The sequence below is a fragment of the Kribbella deserti genome (assembly GCF_042434725.1).
Classification (GTDB): Bacteria; Actinomycetota; Actinomycetes; order Propionibacteriales; family Kribbellaceae; genus Kribbella; species Kribbella deserti.
The window spans coordinates 482,827-507,248 of record NZ_JBHLTC010000018.1; the positions used below are offsets into that span (position 1 = coordinate 482,827).

Below are 24,422 nucleotides of genomic sequence, written 5' to 3' on the forward strand. Positions count from 1 at the left end.
GGGCATCAGGCCTTGCGATAGACGCCGTTCTCGCGATTCAGGAAGTGCCAGTCGACGAGAAAACGCCGAAGCGTCGCGTAATCGTGGTACCAGGACCGGAGGATGTCGTTGACCTCCGGCTCGGAGTAGTCCCGATCCGGTTCGAACAGGCGCGCCAGGTAGCCGATCACCACCTTCTGCTTGGCCGGGAAGGTGGGCATCGTGGTGATGCGCCCGTCCCGGATGCAGGCCTGGAGCAGGGCGTCGACCGCGGGATCGTCGTCGAGGGCCTCGCGTTCGGGACGGTCGGCCCGGGCGGCGGTTTTGAAGGCGTCGGTGACCGGTTCGAACCCGGCCGGGCCGGTGGTGACGAGGCCGCCGACCTGAAGGCGCCGTACGGCGGTGCGCACGGTGCTGACGGGCAGGCCCGCGGCGGTGGCGATCTGCTCGGGCTGGTTGGCGCCGAGCACGATGGCGGCGAAGGTGCGCAGTCGTTCCGGTTCGGCCAGCAGACCGGTGAGATTCACGGATTGCATGGGTTCCACCGTAGTTCCCGGGCGCAACGGATTTTCCTTGATAGACAGGGTGGATGCGGAACGCGATCACCGATGTGCCAGGTGTCCTGATCGGGCAGTACGAGCGAACGGACGAGCCATATCTGACCGGTACGACCGTGGTCTACCTGCCCGGTACGGCGGTCGCCGGGGTGGACGTGCGCGGCGGCGCGCCCGGAACGCGCGAGACAGACCTGCTCAACCCGGTCAACTCCAACCCCGGCGTGAACGCGATCGTGCTCACCGGCGGAAGCGCCTACGGCCTGGACGCGGCCGCGGGCGTGATGGCCTGGCTGGAGGAACGCGGCGAAGGTGTCCGGGTGGGACCCGACCCCAGCGAAGTGGTGCCGATCGTGCCCGCGGCGGTGCTGTTCGATCTGGGCCGGGGTGGCTCGTTCCGGGCCCGGCCGGACGCGGAATGGGGCCGCCGCGCGATCGAGGCCGCCGGCGAAGTGGTTGCCGAGGGCAACGTTGGCGCCGGTGCCGGGGCCCGGGCCGGCTGGTTGAAGGGCGGCGTCGGTACGGCGAGTGTCCGGCTGGTGGACGGGCATACCGTGGGAGTGCTGGTGGTCGTGAACGCCGTCGGTTCGGCCGTCGGCCAGGCCGGGCGGTTGCTGGGGGAGCGGGCCGGGATCGACGGGGAATTCGCCGGCCTGGCCACACCGATCGAAGGTCCACCGGAGGCGCCGCCAGGGCCGTTGCCCGGGATGAACACGGTTATCGCGGTTGTCGCGACGGACGCGCCGCTGGACAAGGCGGGAGCCACCCGAATGGCGATGGTGGCGCACGACGGGCTGGCGCGCGCGGTGGATCCGATCCACACGCTGCTCGACGGGGACACGGTGTTCGCGTTGTCGACGGCGCCATCCGATCAGCCGAGGTGGTCCGTCACCAACTTCGCGGATCTCGCGGCGCTGGAGGCGGTGTTCAGCGCGGGAGCGCAAACGATGAGCCGCGCGGTCGTTCGCGCGATGCTCGCGGCCGAGCCGGTATCCACCCCCGCTCTCACCTTGCAAAGCTACCGCTCCGCCTACCCGTCCGCTTTCGCCTGACTGCGTCACCCTGCGGGATGACGGGGGTTCGGCGGGTAATACCTGGGGATGACGTGCGGGCCGTTCAGGGGGTGTCGTTCGTCAGCGGAAGTGGCGACTGAGGGCCGATGAGATGGCGGGCGGATTTCGCGAGGCTTCTGGGTATGAGCTTCCAGAACCCCCAGGCGGTCCGTCCCCACGCCTACCAGCCCGCGCAGACCCAGCAGTCCAACCCGTCCACGCCCAACCAGCCCGGCCCTCATCACGCCGCGCCAGGCCACCCCACGCCCGGCCGGCCCGCGCAGTACGGCGAGCAGGGACAGGCGGTGCTCGGTGGGCATGGGCTGGTGAAGTACTACGGCGAGGTGGTCGGCCTGGCCGGGGTGGACGTTGCGGTGCGGGCCGGTGAGGCGCTCGCGGTGATGGGCCCGAGTGGTAACGGCAAGACCACCTTGCTGCACGTACTCGCGGGCATTCTCACGCCGGACAGTGGTGAGGTCTGGCTGGCGGGGCAGCGGATCGACAACCTCGGCGACGCCGCCCGGACCAAGCTCCGCCGTCAACGCCTCGGCTTCGTCTTCCAGGACAACCAGTTGCTCGCCGAACTACCCGCAGAGGAGAACGTCGCCCTGCCGCTGATGGTGGACGGTGTATCGCGCCGCGATGCGATCGCCCGGGCGCGCACGATGCTGGCCCAGGTCGGCCTCGCCGCGGAGTCGAAGCGGCGCCCGGGCGAACTGTCCGGCGGCCAGGCCCAGCGGGTCGCGATCGCGCGGGCCCTGGTCGGCGAGCCGCAGGTGGTGTTCGCCGACGAGCCGACCGGCGCTCTCGACGCAACCACCGGTGAACACGTCATCAGCCTGCTGATCGGTGCGGCCACGCATCGCGGCGCCGCGGTGGTTGTTGTCACGCACGACGACCAGGTCGCGGCCCGGTGCCACCGTACGGTCCGGATCGTCGACGGCCGGGTGAGCACCCGATGAGAATGTGGGAACTCGCCATCCGGTTCGTGCGGCGGCCCGGCCAAGGCGGCCGCGCGGCGAATCTCGCCGCCTTCGGTGCCACCGCCGTGGTCAGCCTGCTGATCACCTTCCTGATCGCGGGCTCGCTCGGGCTGGTGGATCGCTCCGATCGGATCGGCTGGCGCGCTTCGCAGGCGGACAAGGGTGATCCAGTCGTCGGCAAGGTGTACGACGTCAAGGACGTGGCCAACGGCACGGCCATCCTCCGGCTCGACCTCGCCGTGACCAACCCGAGCCGAAACGCCGGGCTCCAGCCGCCGCCCGGGCTCCCGCACACGCCCAAGCCTGGCGAGGTCTGGGTCTCTCCGGCCCTCGCCAAGCTGTGGAGGGGCGATCTGGGCGAACAACTCAGCAAGCGGTACCACGTGCCCAAGCCGACCGGCGTCATCAGCGACGCGGGCCTGTCCTCCCCGGACGAGCAAGTGGTCATCCGCGGCGTCGAACCGCTCGCGGACAAGGAAAGCGGCACGGACCTCAGCACCTGGCGCGGTACGAAGATGGACGACCGCATCCAGATTCTGCTGTGGCTCGTCGGCTTCGGTCTCGCGCTGGTCATCTTCCCGGTCCTGAGCCTCGTCGGTCAGGCCGCAGGCGTTGCGGCCAAGCGTCGCGAACACCGGCTGGCGGCTCTCCGTCTCGCGGGTGCCACCCGGACGCAGGTACTCCGTCTCAGTGCGGTCGAACAGGCCATTCTCGCGGTCGCCGGTGCGGCGGTCGGCCTGATCGCGTACACCGTGCTGTCGCCGTTGATCGCGCGGATACCGCTCGGCGGTGGCCGGTGGTACGTCAGCGATCTGACGGTGGCGCCGTGGCTGGTTCTCCTGGTGATGGTGCTCGTACCGGTCCTGTCGGTGCTGAGCGCGATGATCGGCCTCGGCCGGGTCAGCATTACGCCGCTCGGTGTCACCCGCGGCCATACCCGCAAGGCGGTCACGCCGTTCCGGCTGGTGCTGCTCGCGGCGGGACCACTCCTGCTGGCCGTGGTCGGCGGCAGTGCGACGGCGCTGGTGCCGATCATCATCGGGATCGCCCTGGGTGCTTTCGCGGTACGGATCGGCGGGCCGTTCGTGCTCGACCGGGTCGGCCGGATCCTGGCCCGGACGGCGAACAGCCCGTCCACGCTGCTCGCTGGGCGCCGGCTGGCCGACGATCCGAAGGCCGCGTTCCGCCCGGTGGCGGCGCTCGTACTCGCCGGGTTCGTGTCGGGATTCCTCTCGGTGGTGATGCCGTTCAACCTCAAAGGCAACGGCAGTGACAACGCCTTCGAGGTCGCCGTACATGCGCCCACCGCGAAGGCGGCAAACGAGCTCGTCGCGACCCGGATCAAGGACGCCGGTCTGCACGCGCAGGTCCAACCAGGTGAGGCGTACGGCGACAAGGTGCAGCACGTTCTCGTCAGCTTCCCGAAGGCGGAGCGCGAGCAGACCCGCACCGCGCTGTACGACGTGTCGCCGGACAGCGTGCCGATCACCGGCGCCGAGCGCGATCTGTTCGAGGCCGGGATGTTGCTCGACCTCAAGATCGGAGTACTGCTGCTGCTCGGGGTGGTCTTCGTGACCGGGGCCGCGTCGACCGCCGCGGGAGCCGTCGGTACGGCGCTGGACCAGGCCGGTCCCGCGAAGGCCTTGCGGCGATCCGGCGTACCGCTGAAGGTGATCGAGCGATCCGCCCGGCTGGCCGCCGTCCTGCCGGTCATCGTGGTGGGCCTGCCGACGATCGGGATGGGCGCGTTCTGTGGCCTGCTGGCCAACGCGGGCGCACTTCCGCTCGGCGAAGGTAGCGCCGGGGCGTTCCTGCTGGCGGGCCAGGTGATCGTCGGCCTGGTGCTGGTTTCCGTCGCCGGCGCCGCGGGCGCACCGGTACTGCGCAAGGCCAGCGCGAACTGATCGAGACAGCCGGCGTTGCCCCAGATCCTGGGGCAGCGCCGGCCTGATCGAAGGCGGTCAGCGAGGGCGACTGACCGCCGACGGGCCCCGCGCGTGCGAGGATGAGGGCATGCGTGACCTGAATGCGCCGGTCCCGGAGCTCGCAGACGCCTCCGCCGCGTTGCGTGCCGCGATCGATCGGTGTGGCTACTACCCAGACGTTGTCTCCGACTCGCTCTCCGTGGCGGTCGCCGGCGAACCCATCCGGGCCTTCGTGCTGCAGCACGAGCCGACGTTCGACCGCGACGAGGTCCGGCGCCACATCACCATCTTGGCGCTGACCCCGACCCGGCTGATCGTGGGCCATACCGACGAGCACGCGGCCGACGACCTGATCCGCGCGCCGTACGCGTCCACCTCCACCGAGGCGATTCCGCTGCACCGGGTGAACGCGGTGGTGGTGAACCGGGTGGTGCCGAATCCGGCCGGCTACTCGTCGAACGGCTCGGACCCGGCCGCCGCGACCGGCGAGGTCGTGTTGACGATCGGCTGGGGCATGGTGAACCGGGTGGATCTCGAGCCCGCGGTCTGCGCCGATCCGAACTGCGAGGCCGATCACGGTTTCACCGGTTCCGTCGCGGCCGACGACATCTCGTTGCGGATCAGCGCCGCGGTCGACGGAGCCGACGGCATCCAGCAGGTGCTCGACTTCTCCACCGCGCTGTCCGCCGCCACCGCAGCGCGCTGACCCCGATGCTGCCGGTCAAACCCGAGTACGGCGCTGCCTCCCTTGCGGATGTCCTGCCGTCGGTCGCGGGTGCCCTGAAAGTCCCAGGCGAGACGAACGGCCTCGGCCTGCCGGAAAACCCCCGGTACGCCGTACTGCTGCTCGACGGCCTCGGGTGGAACCTCCTGCGCCAGAACGCCGACGTCGCGCCGTACCTGGCCTCGCTGCTGCCGACGGGCCGTCGTCTCACGGCGGGTGTTCCGTCGACCACGGCGGTCAGCCTGAGCAGTCTCGGTACGGGCCTGCCGCCAGGCGCGCACGGGATCGTCGGCTACAGCTCGGTCGTGCCGGAGACGGGCGGCCTGCTGAACGCGCTGGCCTGGGATTCCCCGGTCGATCCGCGCCGGTGGCAGCCGCATCAGACCGTGTTCGAGCGGGTAGGCGCGGCCGGGGTGATGACCCGGAACGTGAGCAAGGCCCGTTTCGAGAAGTCCGGTCTGACCGCGGCCGCGTTTCGGGGCAGCTCCCATCGCGGCGCGGACAGCGTGGAGGACCGGCTGGACGCGACGCGGTTCGCCATTCGCGAAGGTTCGTCGGCGTTGGTTTACGTGTACGACTCGCAGCTGGACTACATCGGTCACGGCTTCGGCTCGGGTTCACCCGAGTGGCGGACCGAGCTCGTGGCGGCGGACCAGTTCGCCCAGCGCGTGCGGTCGTCGCTGCCGAGGGACGCGATCCTGCTGGTTGTCGCGGATCACGGCATGGTGGATGTGGATCCGGTCGACCGGGTCGATATCGACGCCGAGCCCGATCTGAGCAGCGGGCTCACGCTGGTGGCGGGGGAGTCGAGGTTCCGCCACCTGTACTGCGTTCCGGGCGCGGCGGATGACGTGCTGTCGACGTACAAGTCCCGAGTGGGCGATCGCGCACTGGTCCTGAGCCGGGACGAGGCCATCGCCGAAGGCTGGTTCGGCGTGGTCGAGCCCCGAGTGGCGCCGCGCATCGGCGACGTGGTCGTCGCCGCGCTAGGCCCGCTCGCCCTGGTCGCCGGCCGCCGCTTCCCGCAGGAAGCCGGGCTGATCGGCGTCCATGGCTCGCTCACCGAAGACGAAATGGCCATCCCACTCTTGATCGACCCCGGCTACTGACCTGTCACGGCGTTCGGCATCCATCGGTCCGAACTCGCCGTTCGCCGACTAAGCCGGGATCCACCGATGCCGGGTTGTTGTGCGGGCAGATGTCCGTCTGGACGGCGCCGGCTGCCGGGCTTTTGTACGGCTATCTGCTGCAACCGGGTAGCGGCCCAACCGCTGCCGTCGACCATCGCGAGGTTCGGGGCACCGATCGCGTATGCGCGGTAATCGCTGCAGTGACTACAAGGGTCGACGTCTGGAATGGGGGGTCGACTAGTCAAATCTCTGACGTCAAACCCCCAACTCGGCGGTCAACCCCCGCGGTCTCCCGGCGATTGGCCGGGTTCGGCGGACGGAGGCGCGTCACGGATCGGGGCCCTCGAACATTGCCGGCTCGCGGGTCACTTCGCGTCGCGCCGACGGAACGCCACGATTTCTCGTCGACGCGACGCCGTGGGGTGGGGGTTAGAAGCCCCAGATGGTCCAGCGGATGGTTTTCAGGGCTACGCGGCCGTCGGTGCTGCGGGCGGTAACGATGACGCTGTAGTCGCCGGGACGGGCGCTGACGACGCCGGTGATTACGCCCGCGGGGCTGAGGGCCAGGCCGGACGGCAGGTTGACCGCCTTGTAGGTGACCGTGGTGGGGGCCTTGAGCTGGATCGGGATCAGCGGCAAGCCGGTGAAGCCGAGCTGCGTCGCGGGCGCCGTGATCGACAGGGAGCCACCGTCCGAGCCGGGCTTGTCCGCGCTGGCGGCGCCAACCGCCTCGGCCGCGTCGACCATGCCTTCGCCGTAGTACGAGTTGTTCTCCGGAGTGCCCGTGCACTCGCCACCGGACGCTGCCGGGCAGGCGATGTCGTTGGCCTGGCTGGCGAGCTTGGACCGGACCTGCGCGGGCGTGAGCTTCGGATCCGCGCTGCGCAGCAAAGCGGCGACACCCGCGACGTGCGGCGCCGCCATCGACGTACCTGAGTTTGCCGCGTAGCGACCGCCGGGGATCGTGGAGTAGACGCCTTCACCCGGCGCGGCCACGTGGATCTTGCCCGTTCCGTAGTTCGAGAACGAGGCCTTCGAGCCGAGCATGCCGACCGCGCTCACGGCGACCACGCCGGGGATTTCGGCCGGCAAATCCAGGCAGTCGTTCGTGATCGTGCGAGCGCCCGGGGTGGAGTCGTTCGGGCTGGTGTCGTCCGATGACTTGTTCGCCAGGTCGGTGTCCTCGTTGCCCGCGGCGGCGACGTTCACGACACCCTTGCGGTCGGCATAGTCGATCGAGCGCTTGACCGCCTCGAGGATCGCGGCCTGGTCGAGATTGTCCGGGCAGACGAACATCCAAGGGTCGACGTAGTAGCTGTTGTTCGTGACCGAGACGCCCTTGTCCGCGGCGAACATGAACGAGCAGACGGTGTTCTCCGGGAAGAACAGCGAGGTGCCCGGCTCGGCGACCCGGATAGAGGAGACCTTCACGCCGGGCGCTACACCGACCATGCCCTTGCCGTTCTTGGCGGCGGCGATGGTTCCGGCCACGTGCGTGCCGTGTTCCTGGACCGGCCGCCAGGCCCCGGGCCGGGTGTCGGCCTTGCCATAGGCGCAGGACGCCGACCGGGACGCGTCGAAGTTGGCCTTGAGATCCGGGTGCTGGTCGTCGACCCCGGTGTCGAGCACCGCGACCGTGATCGAAGGCTTGCCCGGGTTCACCGCCCAGGCCTTGTCGGCGCCGATCTGCGTCATGTCGGGCCGGGAGATCTCGGGCATGTTGTCCGGCGCCTGCGACGCCGCCGGCGGGATCGCCGGGTTCGACGCGGCGGCGGGGATATCCGACGTACGCGTCGCGCCGACCTTCTGCACGCCCGGAGCCGTGCGCAGCTTGCCGGCGAAGTCCGGGGCGGTCGAGTGCGCGACGATCACACCAATGGCGTCGTACGACGCGTAGACCGTGCCGCCGCCGGCCGTGATCGCGCCGGTCGCACCGGCGGTCGCACCGGGCGCGGTGATCACGAAGTACGCCCGCACGCCCGCGGTGGTCTGCACGCCGGTGGCCCCGGCGGTCGGTATCGGCACGGCAAGGGCAGTGGTCGCGGCAAGGGCGGCGGCAGCGATCGCCGCGAGTGGTTTGCGCAACGGCGCAAACATGGGGCCTCCTGGGTACTTCGTGAATTCCGGTGCCCTAGTAGACCGCGTCGAGGGGCCATAGAGCCAGCCATCCGCGCGGTGTTGCGGACCCCCGTTCGCCGCGACCGAGGCGGCAGGGCAAGATTGGCGCCCGTGGCCGCTCTCACCTACTTCACCGGGACCATGGATTGTGGCAAGTCCACTCTCGCGCTGCAGATGGATCACAACCACAAGGTGAGGGGACGGCAAGGGCGGATCTTCACCAGCCACGACCGCGCGGGCGAGGCCAAACTGTCCTCCCGGCTAGGGCTGACCGCCGACGCGATCGAGGTCCGTCCCGACTTCGATTTCTGGCAGTACGCGGTCGACGAGCTGACCCACGGTGGCCGGATCGACTACGCGGTCTGCGACGAGGCCCAGTTCTACGCGTCCGAGCAGATCGAGCAGTTGGCCCGGTTGGTCGACGAACTGCAGATCGACGTCTTCTGCTTCGGCATCCTGACCGACTTCCGGGCCCGGATGTTCCCAGGTTCGGCCCGGCTGGTCGAGCTGGCCGACCGCTTGGAGGTACTCCAGGTCGAGGCGCTGTGCTGGTGCGGTCAACGCGCCACCCACAACGCCCGTACGGTGCATGGCGAGATGGTGACCGAGGGCGAGCAGCTGGTCGTCGGTGACCTGGAGAACGAAGACGACCCGGCCGGTACGACGGCCTACGAGGTGCTCTGCCGCCGGCACCACCGCAGGCGCCTGACCGCGGCTCGCGCACGGGCCACCCTGTCACCCGAGGTACTCCCGTTCGGAGGGAACGCATGAGCCACCTGATCTCCGCCGACGAGCTACTCGCCGCGACGGCCGACGTGATCCTGATCGACACCACCTGGAACCTGGCCGGACCGCCCGGACGCGAGGCGTACGACGCGGGCCATCTGCCCGGCGCGCACTTCGTCGACCTCGACACCGAGCTGGCCGCGCCACCCGGCGCCGGCGGGCGCCATCCGTTGCCCGACGCAACTACTGTCGAAGCGGCACTGCGTCGCGCAGGTGCCTCGAACGACTCGGCCATCGTGGTGTACGACGCGGCCAACTCGATGGCGGCGGCTCGCGCGTGGTGGGTGTTCCGCTACTTCGGCGCTACGAACGTGCGGGTGCTCGACGGCGGTCTGGCCGCTTGGAAGGCCGCGGGTGGTCCCGTCGTCGCCGAGATCCCGCCGGCCGGCGCGGGCACCTTCGTCGCCAAGTCGGGCGGTATGCCGGTGCTGGACGCGAACCAGGCCGCCGAGCGCGCCGCGGACGGCGTACTGCTCGATGCGCGGGCGCCCGAGCGGTTCGCCGGAGAGATCGAGCCGATCGATCCGGTCGCCGGGCACATCCCGGGCGCGGTCAACGCCCCGACCGCTGCGAACGTGAACGCGGCAGGCCTGTTCCTCGCACCGGCCGAACTCCGGGCCCGGTTCGAGCCGCTCGGCGCGGACGGGTCCTCGCCGGTGGGCGTGTACTGCGGCTCGGGCGTGACCGCCGCGCACGAGGCCCTCGCGCTGGCGGTCGCGGGCGTACCGGCGGATGTCTACGTCGGCTCGTGGTCCGAGTGGATCACCGACCCGAATCGGCCGATCGCCACGGGCCACTGAGCGGCTGTCAGGTTTGTTCCGGCGCGGGCTGCTGCGGGCCGCGGTACGGCAGGGTCTGGCTGTAGACGATGTTGGTCGTCGTACTGCCGAACTGGGCCAGCTCGTCGATCACCTGCTCGAGGTGAGCCATCGACGTGGCCGTCACCTTCAACGTGTAGCAGTCGTCGCCGGTGGTTCGTAGGCACTCGAGGATTTCGAACCGCTCCTGCAGCAGCTTGTGCAACGGCCCGTGCGCGCTGCCGGGATACTTGAGCCGCACCACTGCCAGTACGGCGAACCCGGCGCGCGCCAGATCGACCTCCGCGCGGTAGCCCGTGATGACGCCGGTGGACTCCAGCCGACGCAACCGCTCGGTGGTCGCGGAGGCGCTCAGGTTCACCCGGCGCCCGAGCTCGGTCAGCGCGATCCGCCCGTCGCGTTGCACCGCGCTGAGAATGGCCCAATCGGTCGAATCGAGAATCTCGGTCACCCGGGGAATCTACCGCTACATCCTCGGTCTCACACCCTTGATACCGGGAGAAATCCCTTCAAGGGTGAGCTCTGCCCCGGATAGCCTTTGGGGGTGCAACTCGGTGTGAACGTCCCGAACTTCGGCCCTGGTACCAGCCCGTCGCGATTGCGTGATTGGGCGCAGACGGTGGAAGGCCTCGGCTATGAGGTGTTGATGGCGTCAGATCATCTCGCGATCACGCCAGACGTCGCCAAGCAGTACCCGGCGCCGTTCTACGAGCCCTTCACCACTCTCGCGTGGCTGGCCGGCGTGACCCGTCGCGTCCGGCTCGGCACGTCCGTACTCGTGGTGCCGTATCGCCATCCGCTGCAGATCGCCCGGCTGGCGGCCAATCTGAACGACCTCAGCGAGGGCCGGTTCATCCTCGGCGTGGGCGTCGGTTGGGCCCGTCAGGAGTACGACGTACTGGGTGTCCCGTTCGAAGAGCGTGGACGACAGACGGACTCGGACCTGCGGGATATTCGCGCCGCGTGGCGGGATACCGACGACTATCGCGGTGGGGCGATCCCGATCTGGGTGGGCGGCAGCCGTACGGCGGCCCTGCGGCGCGCCGTACGGCTGGGTGACGCGTGGCACCCGCTCCGGTTCCGCGCGGATTGGTTGCGTGGGGCAATCACCCGGCTGGAAGCCGTTGCTGCGCAGGAGAACCGGCCTATGCCCGCGCTGGCGCCGAGGATCATCCTCAACCTGACGGATGCCCCCGCCGGGCCCGAACGGTTGATGGGGGAGGGCACGATCGAGCAGGTGCTGGGCGATCTGGCCGAGCTGCGCGAACTCGGCGCCGAGGCCGTCGTACTCGACCCGTTCCAGGGTGATCCGCAGGAGACCTTGCGGCCGGAGATCGCGTGGCAGGCGCTCGCGACCGTGACCGCGCACTACCGACGAGAGGTGAACGAAGATGCGGGATGAGTTGTTGCGCCAGGCAATCGGTTTGGCCCAGAAGGCACGGGCTCTGGGGGAGATGCCGTTCGGATCGTTGCTGGCGGCACCGGATGGCACGGTATTGGTCGAGGACTGGAACACGGTGCTGAGCGGCGACGACATCAGCGCTCACCCGGAGTTGAAGCTCGCCCGCTGGGCCGCGCAGAACCTTGACGCCGTGACCGCCGCCGAGACCACCATGTACACCAGTTGCCAGCCGTGCGGCATGTGCACCGGCGCGATCGAACGGTCCGGCCTCGGCCGGGTGGTCTTCGCCCTGTCGACCGACCAGCTCAACGAACTCAAGCCGGCCCGCCCGGCCGCGACCTTCGCGCTGGAAGGGCCCGGGTTGCTGGACGAGGCCCGCGTTCCGTTCGAGGGGTACTACTCCTCATAGTCCGGCCTAGAAGGTGAAGCGGAGTAGCTGGCCCATGTTCGCGACGTACGGAATGCGGCGGGCCAGCCACATCTGCGCGCGGATCCCGCGGGAGGCGCGCTCGAGCACCTCCGGCGTGATGAAGTCCAGTACGCCGAAGCGCTCGGCCGGCTTGAGCCCGAGTGGTTCCAGCTCGCTCGCGTCGTCGATACCCCAGGTCAGCGTGGCGCCGGCCCGCCGGATGATCGAGTTGAGCTTCTGCGCCTTGAGGCCCGACCGGCTGTAGAAGTCGAACGCCATCTCACCCGACGGCAAATACCGCACGAGGGCCGACAGCAACGCCGGCGCCCCAACCGGATCGAGGTACATGGTGAGGCCCTCGCCGAGCACCAGCGTCGGCCGATCAGCCGGCAGGTAATCGAGCCAGTTGAGGTCGAGCACCGAACTACCCAGCTGCTGGTACGACGCACGCTCGGGATAGAGCCGCTTCCGTACGTCGATCGTCTCCGGGTAGTCGACGTCGAACCACAGCACCGACGACGGGGGATCGACCCGGTAAACCCGGCCGTCCATACCGCAGCCGAGGTGAACCACCATGCCTTCGGGATGAAGGTCGATGAAGTCCCTGGTCCAGCGGTCGAACACCCTGGCCCGCAACGCGATCGCCAGCGCCTGGTCCGGGCCCATACCGAACTTGCCGAAGTCGTAGTCGATCCGCGCGACCGCCTCCTGCGCGGTCGGATCACCCAATATCGGCTCGGCGGACCGGGCATCCAGTGCCCGCCCGTACAGCGTCGCCAGCATCGTGGACTGCTCTTCGGTGAACTGAACCTTCTCCACGCCCTCACCCTAGAACCCGCACCCCACCAACCCACGCCCCGCCACAATTTCTTTACGCGACCGACAACCCACACCGCACCCACCCCGGTCGATCCCGACTCCGGCCGACGCCGACCCCGGCCGACGCCGACCCCGGCCGACGCCGACCCCGGCCGTGGCCCGCCTGTGCAAAACCCCGCCACGGTCGGACGCACTATGCGGCCTCGTCGGGGGGCGTGTGGACAGTTCGGCCACGGTCGGACCCGAAATACGGCCCACCTGTGCACAGGCGCCGGACGGTCGGACGCACTTTGCGTTCCCTTGTGGACAGCACAGCCACGGTCGGACGCGAAATGCGGACCTCCACCGCCCGTGCATCCGCCGGTGCGCCAAGCGGCCGCAAATTGCGTCCGACCGTGGCCACACCATCCACAGCGGGCCGCATTTCGGGTCCGACCGTCGCAGCGATATCCACAACCGGCCGCATTTTGGGTCCGACCGTCGCAGTGGCATTCACAACCGGGGCCGTGTTTTGCGTCCGACCGTCGCGGTGACGTCCACAGCCCGGGCCGCATTTGGCGTCCGACCGTGGCGGGGATGTCCACAGGAGGGCGCGCCGGGTGGTGGGAAGGGCCTGCTGGGAGCCGGGTGGTGGGGGATTGATAAAGTAACACCAATGGTTTAACTTACTCGGCACCCGGGCCTGTGTGGCCTGAAGCGCACCCTGACCGCTTGGTGGTGGGTGGCTCCCGGATACCTGAGGAGTTCCGATGAGGAGAAGTTCGGCCAGGTCGTTCGCGGCCCTGACCACAACCGCCGCGTTGCTGTCGCTGGCCGCTTGCGCGGATGACGCCGGCCCGGCGGCCGGGGGATCGATCGACGAGAACGCGCCGGTCACGATCACGATCGGGGACCGCCCGACGCCGGACAAACCGGCCGATGTCGCGGCGTTCGACCGCAACGTCAAGGCGTTCATGGACAAGCACAAGAACATCACCGTGAAGTCCACGGAGACGAAGTGGGATGCACAGACCTTCCAGGCTCAGGTGGCCGGTGGATCCCTGCCGACGGTGATGAACATCAGCTTCACCGAACCCCAGAACATGATTCCGAACAAGCAGCTCCCGGACATCACCGAGGAGCTGAAGCTGGTGGATCTGACCAAGGACCTGAACCCGGAGACGCTGAAGATCGTTCAGGACGACCAGGGCCGGATCTACGGCGTACCGATCGACGTGTTCTCGGTCGGCCTCGCGTACAACCGCGCGTTGTTCACCCAGGCCGGGCTCGACCCGGACAAGCCGCCGACGACGTGGGACGAGGTCCGCGCGTACGCGAAGCAGATCAAGGAGAAGACCGGTAAGGCCGGATACGCCCAGCTGACGAAGGACAACACCGGCGGCTGGATGCTCACCACGATGACGTACAGCATGGGTGGCGCGGTCCAGAGCACCGACGGAAAGAAGAGCACCTTCAACGACGCGCCGACCAAGAAGGCGCTGCAGCTGCTGAAGGACATGCGCTGGACCGACGACACCATGGGCACGAACTTCCTCTACAACCAGGAGGAGATTCGCCAGGACTTCGCGGCGGGCAAGATCGGCATGGTGCTGCAGGCGCCCGACGCGTACGACATGGCGGTGAAGAACTTCGGTATGAAGCCCGCGGACTACGGTCACGGCGGCCTGCCGCAGGACGGCGGCCCGCACGGCACGCTCAGCGGCGGCTCGATCAAGATGCTCAACCCGAAGGCGAGCAAGAACGAGATCGTTGCCGCGCTCAAGTGGATCAAGTCGCAGGAGTTCGACAAGTACACCAGCGAGGCGCTTGCAGTCGAGAACGCGAAGACCACCATCGCGGACAAGGGTTTTGTCGGCCGCCCGGGTATCTCCCCGCTCAGCCAGGAGACGTACGACCAGTACAACAAGTGGCGCGAACCGTACACGAACGTCCCGGTCCAGCAGTTCCAGGGCTACGTCGAGTCGACCAAGACGCTCAAGCTGCTGCCCGAGCCGTCGAACAAGGCGCAGGAGGTTTACGCCCTGCTCGATCCGGTCGTCCAGCAGATCCTGACCAAGAAGGACGCCGACATCGACAAACTACTCACCGACGCCGCAACGAAGATCGACGCGCGACTCGGCCGGTAGTCGTCCATGGCCATCACGAACCAGATGACCGGTACCAGCAGGATCGCCTCCTGGTACCGGTCAGGCGGCCTGAGCGCCGTCGTATTCGTCCTGCCCCTGCTGGTGGTTTTCCTGTACTTCTCGTGGGGCCCGATCGTGCGCGGGCTGGTCCTCAGCTTCCAGAAGAACAATCTCGTCACGACGCCCGAGTGGGTCGGCGTGGCGAACTTCAGCTACGTGCTGAGCGATCCGCAGTTGCCGCAAGCGGCGATGAACACGTTGTACTTCGCCTTGCTGGCGTTGATCTTCGGCTTCCCGGTGCCGCTGTTCCTCGCGGTGTTCATCAGCGAGTTACGCAGTACCGGCTGGCTGTACAACGTGTTCTCGTACCTGCCCGCGGTGGTTCCGCCGGTGGCGGCGATCCTGTTGTGGAAGTTCTTCTACGACCCGAGCAGCAGCGGCGTCTTCAATACGATGCTGGGCTGGATCGGCATCGACCCGCTGCCCTGGCTGAACTCGTCCACGCTCGCGATGCCCGCCATCGTGTTGGAGGCAACCTGGGCCGGAGCGGGCGCCACGTCGATCATCTATCTCGCCGCGCTCACCGGCGTACGGACCGAGTTGTACGAGGCGGCCGAGCTGGACGGCGCCGGCATCTGGTCCCGGGTCTGGCATGTCACGCTGCCGCAGATCCGCGGAATCATCCTGATCATGATGCTGCTGCAGTTGATCGGCACCTTCCAGGTCTTCACCGAGCCGTTCCTGTTTACCGGCGGCGGCCCGGACAACGCGACCACCACGATCCTGCTGCTGATCTATCGCTATGCCTTCATCAATGGCGACTTCGGCGCGGCGACCGCGTTGAGCGTGCTGCTGGCGATCGTGCTGTGCGTGCTGTCGATGGTCTATCACCTGCTCACCCGAAGGTGGAGTACGACATGACCAGCGTCTCCGTCCCGCAGCAGGTCGCCGAGCCCGTGGCGGCCGCGACCCCGATGACAAAGCGGAAGCGCCGCCAGGTCGAGGCCCGCGAGCGCGGCATCATCTCGACCGCGGACCGGCGCCGGCCATTGGTGCGGATCGGCCTGCCGCTCATCCAGGTGCTGCTGTTCGTCGGCGTGGTGGTGGCCGGGCTCGGCCCGTTGGTCTGGCTGCTGAAGTCGGGTCTTTCCACCAGCCAGGACATCCTGCAAGGCCCGATGGAGCTCTGGCCGAGCGGCATCCAGTGGGCCAACATCCCGAACGCGTGGAACCAGGTCCAAATCGGCTCGTATCTCGGCAATACCGCGATCATCGCGATCGGTTCGTTGCTCTCCACTCTCTTCGTCTGTACGACGGGCGCCTTCGTGCTGAGCGTGCTCCGGCCGAGGTGGGGGCCGATCGTGACCGGCGCGGTGCTGGCCACGTTGTTCCTGCCCGGCGTCATCTCGCTGGTCCCGCTCTACCTGACGATCCTGAAGATGCCGCTGATCGGGGTGAACCTGCAGAACACGTTCTGGGCCGTCTGGCTGCCGCAGGCGGCGGGCGCGTTCAACATCCTCGTGATGAAGCGGTATTTCGACGCGATTCCACGCGAGCTGATCGAGGCGGCGCGAATCGATGGCGCGAGCAACGCGCGGTTGTTCACCGCCCTGGTCCTGCCGTTGTCGAAGCCGATTCTCGGCGTGGTGGCGCTACTGACCGTGATCGGCTCGTGGAAGGACTATCTTTGGCCGCTGCTGGTGCTGCCGGATCCGAAGAAGCAGCCGATTTCGGTGGCGCTGCCGCGGGTATCGGAGACGACGGAGATCTCGTTGCAGCTCAGCGCTCTGTTCCTGGCGGTCCTGGTGCCGGTGGTGCTGTTCCTGGTCTTCCAGAAGCAGTTTCTTCGTGGTGTCGGGATGTCGGGAGGAATCAAGGAATGACCGAAGGTGATCTGACGGGCCGGCGTGTGCTGGTGACGGGCGCGACCGGCCGGATCGGCTCCGTGCTGGTCCGCCATCTGAACGAGCTGGGCGCACTCGTCACCACCTTGTCGAACCAGGCGGACCCGGACCTCAAGGCCGATCGCGTCCTGGTCGGGGACACCCGCGCCGAGGCGGATGTGGCCAACGCGCTGGAAGGCGTCGAGTACGTCGTACACCTCGCGGCGATCGCTCACCGCGACGCTGGTACGCCGTACGACGTGTACAGCACGAACGTGGTGTCGACGTTCAACGTGCTGGCCCAGGCCGGGGCGGCCGGGATTCGCCGGGCCGTGGTGGCTTCGAGTATCAACGCGTACGGCGTACCGATGAACCACCATGACGTCGCGCCGGCGTACTTCCCGCTGGACGAGCGCATTCCGGTCGACATCGACGACTGGTACTCACTGTCCAAGCAGAACGACGAGAACACCGCGCGAATGGCCTGTCGGCACTGGGGGATCAACGTGGTGTCGCTGCGTTTCCCGCACGTGCATTCGCCGGAGGCGTTGCTGGGGCAGTCCGAGTGGTATCGGAAAGACCCGGTGCAGGGCATGCGCGAGGGCTGGGCGTACCTGGACAGCCGGGACGCGGCGCGGGTGATCGAGCTCGGGCTGACCCGTCCGGTGGAAGGCGCGCATGTGGTGTTCGCGGCGGCTTCGACCACCAATGCGCCGTACCGAACGGAGGAACTGCTGGAGGCGTTCGCGCCGCGCGTACCGAAGCTGAGGCGGTTCGTGGGCCGGGAAGTGCCGATGGATCTCACGGTGGCTCGTACGTTGCTGGGGTTCCAGGCGTCGTACGAGTTGGATCTGCCCACGTTGAACCTTCCTGCTGGATCTACCTGATGGAGAACGCCTTGATGGCTGAAACGCCTGCCACCTTCTCGCAGCCCTGGCCGGTCCGGTCCGACGTACGGATCCGCAAGGTGGAGGCGATCGTCACTGCGCCCGAGGGCATTCCGCTCGTCGTGGTGCGGATCGACACCACTGAGCCGGGGTTGTACGGCCTGGGCTGCGCGACGTTCACCCAGCGCTGGCGGGCGGTCAAGACGTTTGTCGACGATCACCTGTCGCGGCTGCTCATCGGACGCTACCCCGGCGATATCGGCGACCTGGTCCGGCTGGCCGCGTTCTCGGGCTACTGGCGCGGTGGACCCGTTACGAACAACGCGATCTCGGGCATCGACATGGCCTTGTGGGACATCGCCGGTAAGCGCGCGGGCATGCCCGTCTACGAGTTGCTCGGTGGCAAGGTCAGGGCCGCGGCCGATACGTACATTCACGCAGGCGGGATTTCGATCGAGGACACCCTGGATCAGGCGAAGGACTTCGTCGCGCGTGGTTGGCGGCACGTCCGGCTGCAGGTCTCGACGCCCGGTGGCGGTGGGTACGGCGCTCCCCGGCTCTCGACGGAGTACCCGGACGCGCCGTACCGGAATGGGTGGAGCGCGCGGGACTACCTGCGGACGACGCCAGCGCTGTTTGCCGCCGCTCGTCAGTCGTTGCCGGACAACGTGGAACTGCTGCACGACGTTCACTCGCGGTTGACGCCGAAAGAGGCCGTGTTGCTGGCGCGTTCGCTAGAGCCGTACCGGTTGTTCTTCCTCGAGGACGTGCTCGCGCCGGAGCATTGGGACCGCCTGCCTGAGGTGCGGGCCGCGAGCCCGGTGCCGATCGCGGTGGGGGAGTTGACCACCTCGATGACCGATGCCGTCCGGCTGGTTCGCGATGGCGGCGTCGACTTCATTCGCAGCCACATTTCGGGTATCGGCGGGCTGACGCCCGCGCGCAAGCTGGCCGATCTCGCCGAGCTGTGCGGCGTACGAACGGCCTGGCACGCGCCGGGGGATACCTCGCCGATCGGAGCCGCCGCGAACGTGGCGCTCGACGTCACCTCGACGGCCTTCGGTATCCAGGAGGGCCATGTGTACGGCGAGGCCGTGCATGAGGTCTTTCCCGGCACGCTGCGCATCGTGGACGGCTGGCTGACGCCGAACGAAGCGCCCGGCTGGGGTATCGAGATCGACCTGGAGGCGGCCGCGTCGTACCCGGCGGAGTTGTCCGGACACGATGAGTGGGCGGCCGGCGTACGACGTCCTGACGGGGCTTTGGAGGCGCCGTGATCGGAAGGGTGAAAATCCCGCACAAAGGCATGTAAAGAACGACGTGTTCGGGGAATTCGCTATCCGCGTCCCGGACATATCTGTCTACGTGTCAATGAATCCCGGGAATGTCCGGGCCGCACGGTACGATCCGCACTAGTTTTCCAGCCGCGAGACAGAGGAGGTGGGGCGGTGGTCACGCCCAACGGGGACGCTTCCGTTCTCGACGAGCTACGCCGCTCCGGCGCGAACCAGTACGACCTGGGCACGTTCAACGAGGCCGTCATCATCGAGACTATCCGGCTGGCCGGCATCATCAGCCGGACCGAGATCTCGAACCGGACCGGGCTGACCCAGCAGTCGGTTTCGCGCATCCTGCGCATCCTCTTGCAGCAGGGGCTGCTGGTCGAGGAGGCCCAGGAACGAGCCGAGCGGCTCGGCAAACCCCGCACGCCGGTGCGGCTCCGGTCGAACGCGGCGCATGCCGTCGGCATTCACATCGATCCCGAGGTGCTGACCGTCGCCGTGGTCGATCTCGACGGTCAGATCGTCACGCGCGAAACCGTTGCCCTCGCGGCGGATCTCGACGCGACCACCCTGGTCGATCTCGCCGCGTCAACCGTCACCTCGGTGGTGGGCGCGAGCCGGATTCACACCGAAACGCTGCTCGGCGTCGGTGTCGCCGTACCAGGCCCGATCAACGCCGACGGCACCCTGCTGAACCTGCCGCTCCAGCCGGCCTGGCGCGATCTGGAGATCCGCCAGCTGCTGCAGCAGCGGCTGAACCACCCGGTGATCGTCGAGAAGGACGGTACGGCCGCGGCCATCGGTGAGCGCTGGATCGGCCGTTCGGCCCGGGCCCGCGACTTCGCCTATCTCTATCTTGGGACGGGCGTTGGCAGCGGCTTGATCCTGAACGGCTCGATCTATCGTGGTGGTACGGCGAATGCCGGCGAGTTCGGCCAATTGTGCGCGTTGCGCATGGGCGAGTGGGATGCCGCCGGTGGTCCACGAATGATGGCCGAGTGCAATCCGACCGCGTCGCTACCGGTCATCGCGGAGAGTTTCGGATATGTCGAGGCCGAATCCACCGGCAATGACGAGGCGAGCCGCTACAAAGCCGTCTGTAAAGCCGCCGGCAACGGTGACGAGGCCGCCCGGAAAGCGGTGGCACAAGTGGCCGGGGTGATTGCGCAGGGCGCGGTCGGCCTGGTCGACCTGCTGGATATCGACCTGATCGTTCTGGGCGGACCGGCATTCGAAAAGGAGATCGCGCCGGAATTCCTGGCCGAAATCGATCGCGCGGTGAATTCCCATCCGATCGCCCGGGCCACGCGCACCGTGCTGGTGGAGGAGTCGATGCTGCAGGCCGACGCGGCCGCGATCGGTGCCGCCTCGACGATCTTCCACGACGCCTTCACTCCGCGCGTGGGTGGTTCCAGCCAGGCTCGACGGCTACCCAAGTAGTGCCCTTGCCGCCCTGCGGCCCTGAGGTGTTCAGGGCCGCAGGGGCGTTGGCTAGCGGGTAGTGAAGTTGGCGGTCAGGGTTTGGCCGGTGCTCACGGTGAAGGTGTAGTCGGCGGCGGTCGACACCACCACGCCATCCACCGTCCAGTCGCGGAACACGAACCCGTCGGCCGCCTTGGCTGAAGCCGTGACGGTCACACGCGCCTCGTACCGCCCGGGTGACGACTCGTTGCCGAGCAGGCTGACCGTGCCACCGTTGGCCGGTGCCGCCGTCGCGCCGATGGACCGCTCGACCATGTTGATCGCCATCACGTTGCGCAGCTTGAGCGGCCCGGTGCTGGTCGAACCGTTGTAGCGGGCAACGTTTGTGACGTCCACGTCGGCGTTGTTACCGGCCGCGACGGCGATGGTGAAACCGTCCTCGCCGAGGTTGTCCGTGCCGATGTTGAACACGTCCACCGCACCGGAAGCCACCTTCAGCCCGTCGTGGAAGCCGTATCCGAAGATGTTGAACACCTTCAGATTGGTCGCGCCGTCGACGGTGACCAGCTTCGCGTTCTTGCGCATGTACTTGTCGATCACCAGCGCGAAGATGTCGCCTTCGGTCATCCAGTTCGGTACCTGGTAGCCCACCCGGGTGACGGCGTTGCCGTTCGACAGCATGCCCTCGATCCGGCCGTTCTTGCTGTTGCCGACGGCGATCGTGGTGTCGAAGAAGGCGCCCGCGAGCTTCCGGATGATGAAGCCGTCGTTGCGATGCGTGGCGAAGTCCAGACCGTTCCACGCGTTCGGCAGGCCCACGTTGACGACGTACGTCGAGGAGCCTTTACCGCGGATGGCGTACGGGTACGGGACGAGTCCTTCCGGCTTGCCGGGGTTGTTCTCGGGGTAGAACGCCCTCAGGCCGCGTACGCCTGCGCGAGTTCCGTCGAGCGTTACTAGCGGGGGAGCCGTAGCAGGGGCGTTTCGGCCTTCGAACGCGTGCAAGACCGTACCGCCGCTTAGACCGGACTGATCCCGGTTCGGCACGGCAGAGGCGCCTCGGAGCTCTACCCCGGCCGGAACCCGCAGGTGAGAGCTAATCCGGTACCAGCCCGCAGGTAGGTAGACGATTCCGCCGCCGGCGCGTCCAGCCCGGTCAAGTTCCTTCTGGATCGCACTGGTCGCGTCAGCGCTCGGGAGGTACCCGACGCCGTGCGGCGCGTTCCCCGCGTTGTAGAGCACCCTGCGCGCTGGACTGGGCAACGGTCCGGGGTTGTACGTCGGCGCGGTCCCGGCCATTCGGTGGACCGTGCCCGAGGTCTCGCCGACCACCTCGGTGCCGGTGATCTTCACGTATCCGCGCGAGTCGTTCTGGATCTTGCCCTCGAGCCGACCGCCCGCGAACGTCATACCCCACCGCTCGTCCATCGTGTCGGCCAGTACGGCGATCGTGGTACGGCGGATGTCGGGTTCGAGGAAACTGCCGGTGAAGCTGGCTCGTTGCCCGGCCACGATGTGGATGCCGACCTTGTAGTCGCTGGCGCTGATCCGGTGGAACTGGTCCCACTCCAGATCGCCCAGCACGAAGCCGGTGCCGTTGGCCCGGGTCCACGCGTCGAGGGCGGCACGGGATGGGCCGTTCGGCGCGGCTGCCCAGTAGGCGTTGCTGAAGGTGACGTTCTCCCAGGTGCCGACGTCAGCGCCGTTGTACGCGCGGGTGCCTTCGAACAACGCCGTGCCCTTGACGTTGCGGATCGTCGTCGACTCGTGCACCTGGCCCGAACTCGGCGCGCCACCTCGATCGTTGGCCATCGTGCTGATGCCGATGCCCTTGTACGAGTTGAGCATCGTGACGTCGGAAACCGTCGACATCATGTAGTTGTCGTTGCCGATCCAGGCGCCACCGGGGATTTCGAAGGTGTAGCCGTACGGCACCGGCGCGGTTGCGTTCTGCCGCGGGTAGTACGTGGTCACGCCCATCACCCCGGCGCTACCGCCGATCCGGAACAGCGGGATATCGCCTGCGGGCAGATCCGCGATGATCATCGTTCCGTAGTGGCCCCGGGCAACGTCCGGATCACGCCGGTCGCCGCGCAGCGTACAGAACGCATGCACCTCGAGCGTGTCGCTCACGCGGTACTTACCGACGGGCAGCCAAACCGTGCCGCCACCCGCGTCCTGGCAGTCGTACAGCGACTTTTGAATCGCCTTCGTCGCATCGAGCTGCCCGGTGCGGTCGACGTCGTACTTGGTGATGTCGAAGTCCGCGATCACTCCGTCCTCGGTCGGATTGACCGTCTGTACGAGCTTGGCCTGCGGTTTCGGGACCGGAACCTGCCGGATCTGTAGCTCCTTGACCGCGAAGGTGGCCGAGTTCGGCGCGTAGTGGTCGAGCACGAGCCGGACGTACCGTGCGCTCGTGGTTGCGAACCGGGTCCGGCTGGTTTGGTCGCTACCTGGCGAGCCGATCCGCCCGGCGGGGGTGAAGGTGGTGCCGTCGGTCGAGAGCGCGACAACGTAGTCGGGGGAGTAGCCGCCGCCCCAGTTCACCCGTACGTCGTTGATCGCCCGGGCGGTGCCGAGATCCACTTGCAGCCATTCGCCGTTCCCGCCGGTTGCCGAGACCCACGTGGTGCCGGGATTGCCGTCGACGGCCGCGGCCGGGTTGGCGCCTGAGCTGGCGGTCGCCGTACCGGTTGTCGCGATGTTCGTATCGACCACGGCGGCCCGGAAGGCGGTGAGCTTGGCGTCGAGCTCGTACAAGGCGGCCTTGACCTCCGTGTCGGTCACGCCGGGTTTGGCGGCGACGGCCCGGGCCTGGTCGATCGCGGCGAGCAGCGTGGCGCGGCTGCCGACCGGGAACTGGCCGTCGCGTGTACCTTCGCGAGCCGCCGTCTGCACCCGGGTGGCCTCGGCGATGAGGTTCTGCAGGCCTTCGGTCAGGTTGAGCGTGCTCGCGACCTTGGCGATCCGGACGGCGGCCACCTTGAGATCGGCCGAGCCCTCGCCGACGTGGAGGCGCAGGTCGGCGCCGTTCGACCGGTTGGTCATCACGGCATCGGTCAGCGCGAAGGTGTGGGTCTGCCACGTTTTGGTGTCGCCGTACTGGAAGACCGGTGAGGGCTTGAACTTGTCGATCAGTTCGTCGCCGGGGGAGTCGTAGTGCAAGCCGAGCCGGCCGTTGCCCTCGTCGAAGTAGTCGATGCTGACGAGAACCAGGTTCCGGTTGTCGTACAGGAACGTGTCGGAGACGTTCAGGTAGAAGAAGCCCGTCCCGGGAGGCGGTGCCGCCAGGTTGGTCTGCCAGTAGGTCCGGCCTTGTTCCGTGCCGGTGATCAGGCCTTCGCCGCGGTCGCCGGCCCGGACGTTGATCCCGTTCTGCTGCGGGTTGGCGCCGAGCTGGGCCGAGGCGCCGAACGTGCTGATCCGCAGGCCCGCGATCGTGATGTCGTTGTTCGCGGCCGCATCGCCGGTCAACCGTACGTCGGCGCCGCCGAGGCGGTTCGCGAACTTGATGTCGGCCAGCTCGAACGTGCCGGTCTTCCATTCACCCGAGTTGGCCAGTGGGATCGCCGTCGCGCTGGTCGTCGGATCCGCCTCGGCGTCGTACTGGAGCTTGAGTACGCCTGAGCCGGTGTCGAGGTACGTCACCGTCACCACGACATCGTTCGTACTCAAAGCCGCCACGTAGTCGCCGTCGACGTCGAATGAGAGGAATTCGGTGTTGGCGGCCCGGGTGGTACGCCAGTAGGCCTTGCCTTGTTCGGTACCCGTCCGCAGCCCGGCTGGATCCTCACCCGCCGCCGGTTTGACGCCGAGCGTGGTCGGCGCCGGACCGAGGTCCACGCCGACGCCGCTCGGATACATGATCGGAGCCGCCTCCGCCGGCGCGGGCAACGCCAGGAGCAGCAAAGTGGTCGGTAGTAGTCCCGCCAGCAGACGGCGCACGGTCATCAACAAACCTCCAGGGGCGGCCCCGAGCGAACAACCGGTTCTCACAGCCCGGCCGTCAAGTTCGGTTAAGTTAAACCATGCGTGTTACTAATTCAAGACCTGGGCCGGCGCACGGCTGGCTTGGTCAGAAGGGTCCGATGAACGGCGACACGCCGCGTCACAAGCGTC

20 protein-coding genes are annotated in these 24,422 nt (G+C 67.9%); 15 read left to right on the forward strand and 5 right to left on the reverse strand.

Features of this window, described 5'->3' with window-relative positions; all coding sequences use genetic code 11:
- Positions 1-5: 5 nt before the first annotated feature.
- Entirely contained in the window at positions 6-515 is a 510-nt protein-coding gene (locus ACFFGN_RS15535) for a DUF2087 domain-containing protein (protein ID WP_380047963.1), read from the reverse strand.
- A 53-nt stretch (positions 516-568) separates the two neighbouring features.
- Between ACFFGN_RS15535 and ACFFGN_RS15540 the strand changes: the two genes are divergently transcribed.
- From ACFFGN_RS15540 to ACFFGN_RS15560, 5 genes are all read left to right on the forward strand, one after another.
- On the forward strand, positions 569-1,585 hold the full coding sequence (locus ACFFGN_RS15540; protein ID WP_380047965.1) for a P1 family peptidase: 1,017 nt from the start codon (positions 569-571) through the stop codon (positions 1,583-1,585).
- Positions 1,586-1,728: 143 nt separating this feature from the next.
- Positions 1,729-2,547, forward strand: coding sequence for an ABC transporter ATP-binding protein (locus ACFFGN_RS15545; protein ID WP_380047967.1), 819 nt, complete (start codon positions 1,729-1,731; stop codon positions 2,545-2,547).
- A complete protein-coding gene (locus tag ACFFGN_RS15550; protein ID WP_380047969.1) occupies positions 2,544-4,472 on the forward strand; it encodes an FtsX-like permease family protein in 1,929 nt (642 codons plus the stop codon). Before ACFFGN_RS15545 ends, ACFFGN_RS15550 begins: the two co-directional genes overlap by 4 nt.
- A 109-nt stretch (positions 4,473-4,581) precedes the next feature.
- Positions 4,582-5,199 (forward strand): DUF5998 family protein, encoded by a 618-nt coding sequence (locus ACFFGN_RS15555; protein ID WP_380047971.1) that lies wholly within the window; start codon positions 4,582-4,584, stop codon positions 5,197-5,199.
- Between the two features lie 5 nt (positions 5,200-5,204).
- Positions 5,205-6,326, forward strand: coding sequence for an alkaline phosphatase family protein (locus ACFFGN_RS15560; RefSeq protein WP_380047973.1), 1,122 nt, complete (start codon positions 5,205-5,207; stop codon positions 6,324-6,326).
- A 450-nt stretch (positions 6,327-6,776) separates the two neighbouring features.
- Here the strand turns inward: ACFFGN_RS15560 and ACFFGN_RS15565 are convergent, their stop codons facing one another.
- Positions 6,777-8,444: a S8 family peptidase gene (locus ACFFGN_RS15565; protein WP_380047975.1), complete on the reverse strand. Its 1,668-nt coding sequence runs from the start codon at positions 8,442-8,444 to the stop codon at positions 6,777-6,779.
- A gap of 132 nt (positions 8,445-8,576) precedes the next feature.
- Between ACFFGN_RS15565 and ACFFGN_RS15570 the strand changes: the two genes are divergently transcribed.
- Together ACFFGN_RS15570 and ACFFGN_RS15575 are read left to right on the forward strand one after the other, a co-directional pair.
- A complete protein-coding gene (locus ACFFGN_RS15570) occupies positions 8,577-9,236 on the forward strand; it encodes a thymidine kinase (protein WP_380047977.1) in 660 nt (219 codons plus the stop codon).
- Positions 9,233-10,051, forward strand: coding sequence for a sulfurtransferase (locus ACFFGN_RS15575; RefSeq protein WP_380047979.1), 819 nt, complete (start codon positions 9,233-9,235; stop codon positions 10,049-10,051). The genes ACFFGN_RS15570 and ACFFGN_RS15575 overlap by 4 nt, the downstream gene beginning before the upstream one ends.
- 7 nt (positions 10,052-10,058) lie before the next feature.
- Here the strand turns inward: ACFFGN_RS15575 and ACFFGN_RS15580 are convergent, their stop codons facing one another.
- On the reverse strand, positions 10,059-10,520 hold the full coding sequence (locus ACFFGN_RS15580; RefSeq protein ID WP_380047981.1) for an Lrp/AsnC family transcriptional regulator: 462 nt from the start codon (positions 10,518-10,520) through the stop codon (positions 10,059-10,061).
- A gap of 93 nt (positions 10,521-10,613) precedes the next feature.
- Between ACFFGN_RS15580 and ACFFGN_RS15585 the strand changes: the two genes are divergently transcribed.
- Positions 10,614-11,471 (forward strand): LLM class flavin-dependent oxidoreductase, encoded by an 858-nt coding sequence (locus ACFFGN_RS15585; RefSeq protein WP_380047983.1) that lies wholly within the window; start codon positions 10,614-10,616, stop codon positions 11,469-11,471.
- On the forward strand, positions 11,461-11,880 hold the full coding sequence (locus tag ACFFGN_RS15590) for a nucleoside deaminase (RefSeq protein ID WP_380047985.1): 420 nt from the start codon (positions 11,461-11,463) through the stop codon (positions 11,878-11,880). Before ACFFGN_RS15585 ends, ACFFGN_RS15590 begins: the two co-directional genes overlap by 11 nt.
- A 6-nt stretch (positions 11,881-11,886) precedes the next feature.
- Here ACFFGN_RS15590 and ACFFGN_RS15595 read toward each other — a convergent pair whose 3' ends face one another.
- On the reverse strand, positions 11,887-12,699 hold the full coding sequence (locus tag ACFFGN_RS15595) for a class I SAM-dependent methyltransferase (RefSeq protein ID WP_380047987.1): 813 nt from the start codon (positions 12,697-12,699) through the stop codon (positions 11,887-11,889).
- Positions 12,700-13,448: 749 nt separating this feature from the next.
- Here ACFFGN_RS15595 and ACFFGN_RS15600 point away from each other — a divergent pair.
- The 6 genes from ACFFGN_RS15600 (at position 13,449) to ACFFGN_RS15625 (ending at position 20,318) form a co-directional block, all read left to right on the forward strand.
- Positions 13,449-14,825 carry an ABC transporter substrate-binding protein gene (locus ACFFGN_RS15600; protein WP_380047989.1) on the forward strand — a complete coding sequence of 459 codons (1,377 nt, stop codon included), beginning with the start codon at positions 13,449-13,451 and terminating at the stop codon, positions 14,823-14,825.
- A gap of 6 nt (positions 14,826-14,831) precedes the next feature.
- Positions 14,832-15,746 carry a carbohydrate ABC transporter permease gene (locus tag ACFFGN_RS15605; protein ID WP_380047991.1) on the forward strand — a complete coding sequence of 305 codons (915 nt, stop codon included), beginning with the start codon at positions 14,832-14,834 and terminating at the stop codon, positions 15,744-15,746.
- Positions 15,743-16,708 (forward strand): carbohydrate ABC transporter permease, encoded by a 966-nt coding sequence (locus tag ACFFGN_RS15610; RefSeq protein ID WP_380047993.1) that lies wholly within the window; start codon positions 15,743-15,745, stop codon positions 16,706-16,708. Before ACFFGN_RS15605 ends, ACFFGN_RS15610 begins: the two co-directional genes overlap by 4 nt.
- The gene (locus ACFFGN_RS15615; protein WP_380047995.1) at positions 16,705-17,595 is read left to right on the forward strand and encodes an NAD-dependent epimerase/dehydratase family protein; all 891 of its coding nucleotides are present in this window, start codon (positions 16,705-16,707) and stop codon (positions 17,593-17,595) included. Before ACFFGN_RS15610 ends, ACFFGN_RS15615 begins: the two co-directional genes overlap by 4 nt.
- 14 nt (positions 17,596-17,609) lie before the next feature.
- Complete coding sequence (locus ACFFGN_RS15620) at positions 17,610-18,872, forward strand: enolase C-terminal domain-like protein (protein WP_380047997.1); 1,263 nt, start codon at positions 17,610-17,612, stop codon at positions 18,870-18,872.
- A gap of 171 nt (positions 18,873-19,043) precedes the next feature.
- On the forward strand, positions 19,044-20,318 hold the full coding sequence (locus ACFFGN_RS15625; RefSeq protein WP_380048000.1) for an ROK family transcriptional regulator: 1,275 nt from the start codon (positions 19,044-19,046) through the stop codon (positions 20,316-20,318).
- A gap of 51 nt (positions 20,319-20,369) precedes the next feature.
- On the opposite strand, the gene ACFFGN_RS15630 is transcribed toward ACFFGN_RS15625, so the two are convergent.
- Positions 20,370-24,254 carry a discoidin domain-containing protein gene (locus ACFFGN_RS15630; protein WP_380048002.1) on the reverse strand — a complete coding sequence of 1,295 codons (3,885 nt, stop codon included), beginning with the start codon at positions 24,252-24,254 and terminating at the stop codon, positions 20,370-20,372.
- Between the last annotated feature and the right edge of the window lie 168 nt (positions 24,255-24,422).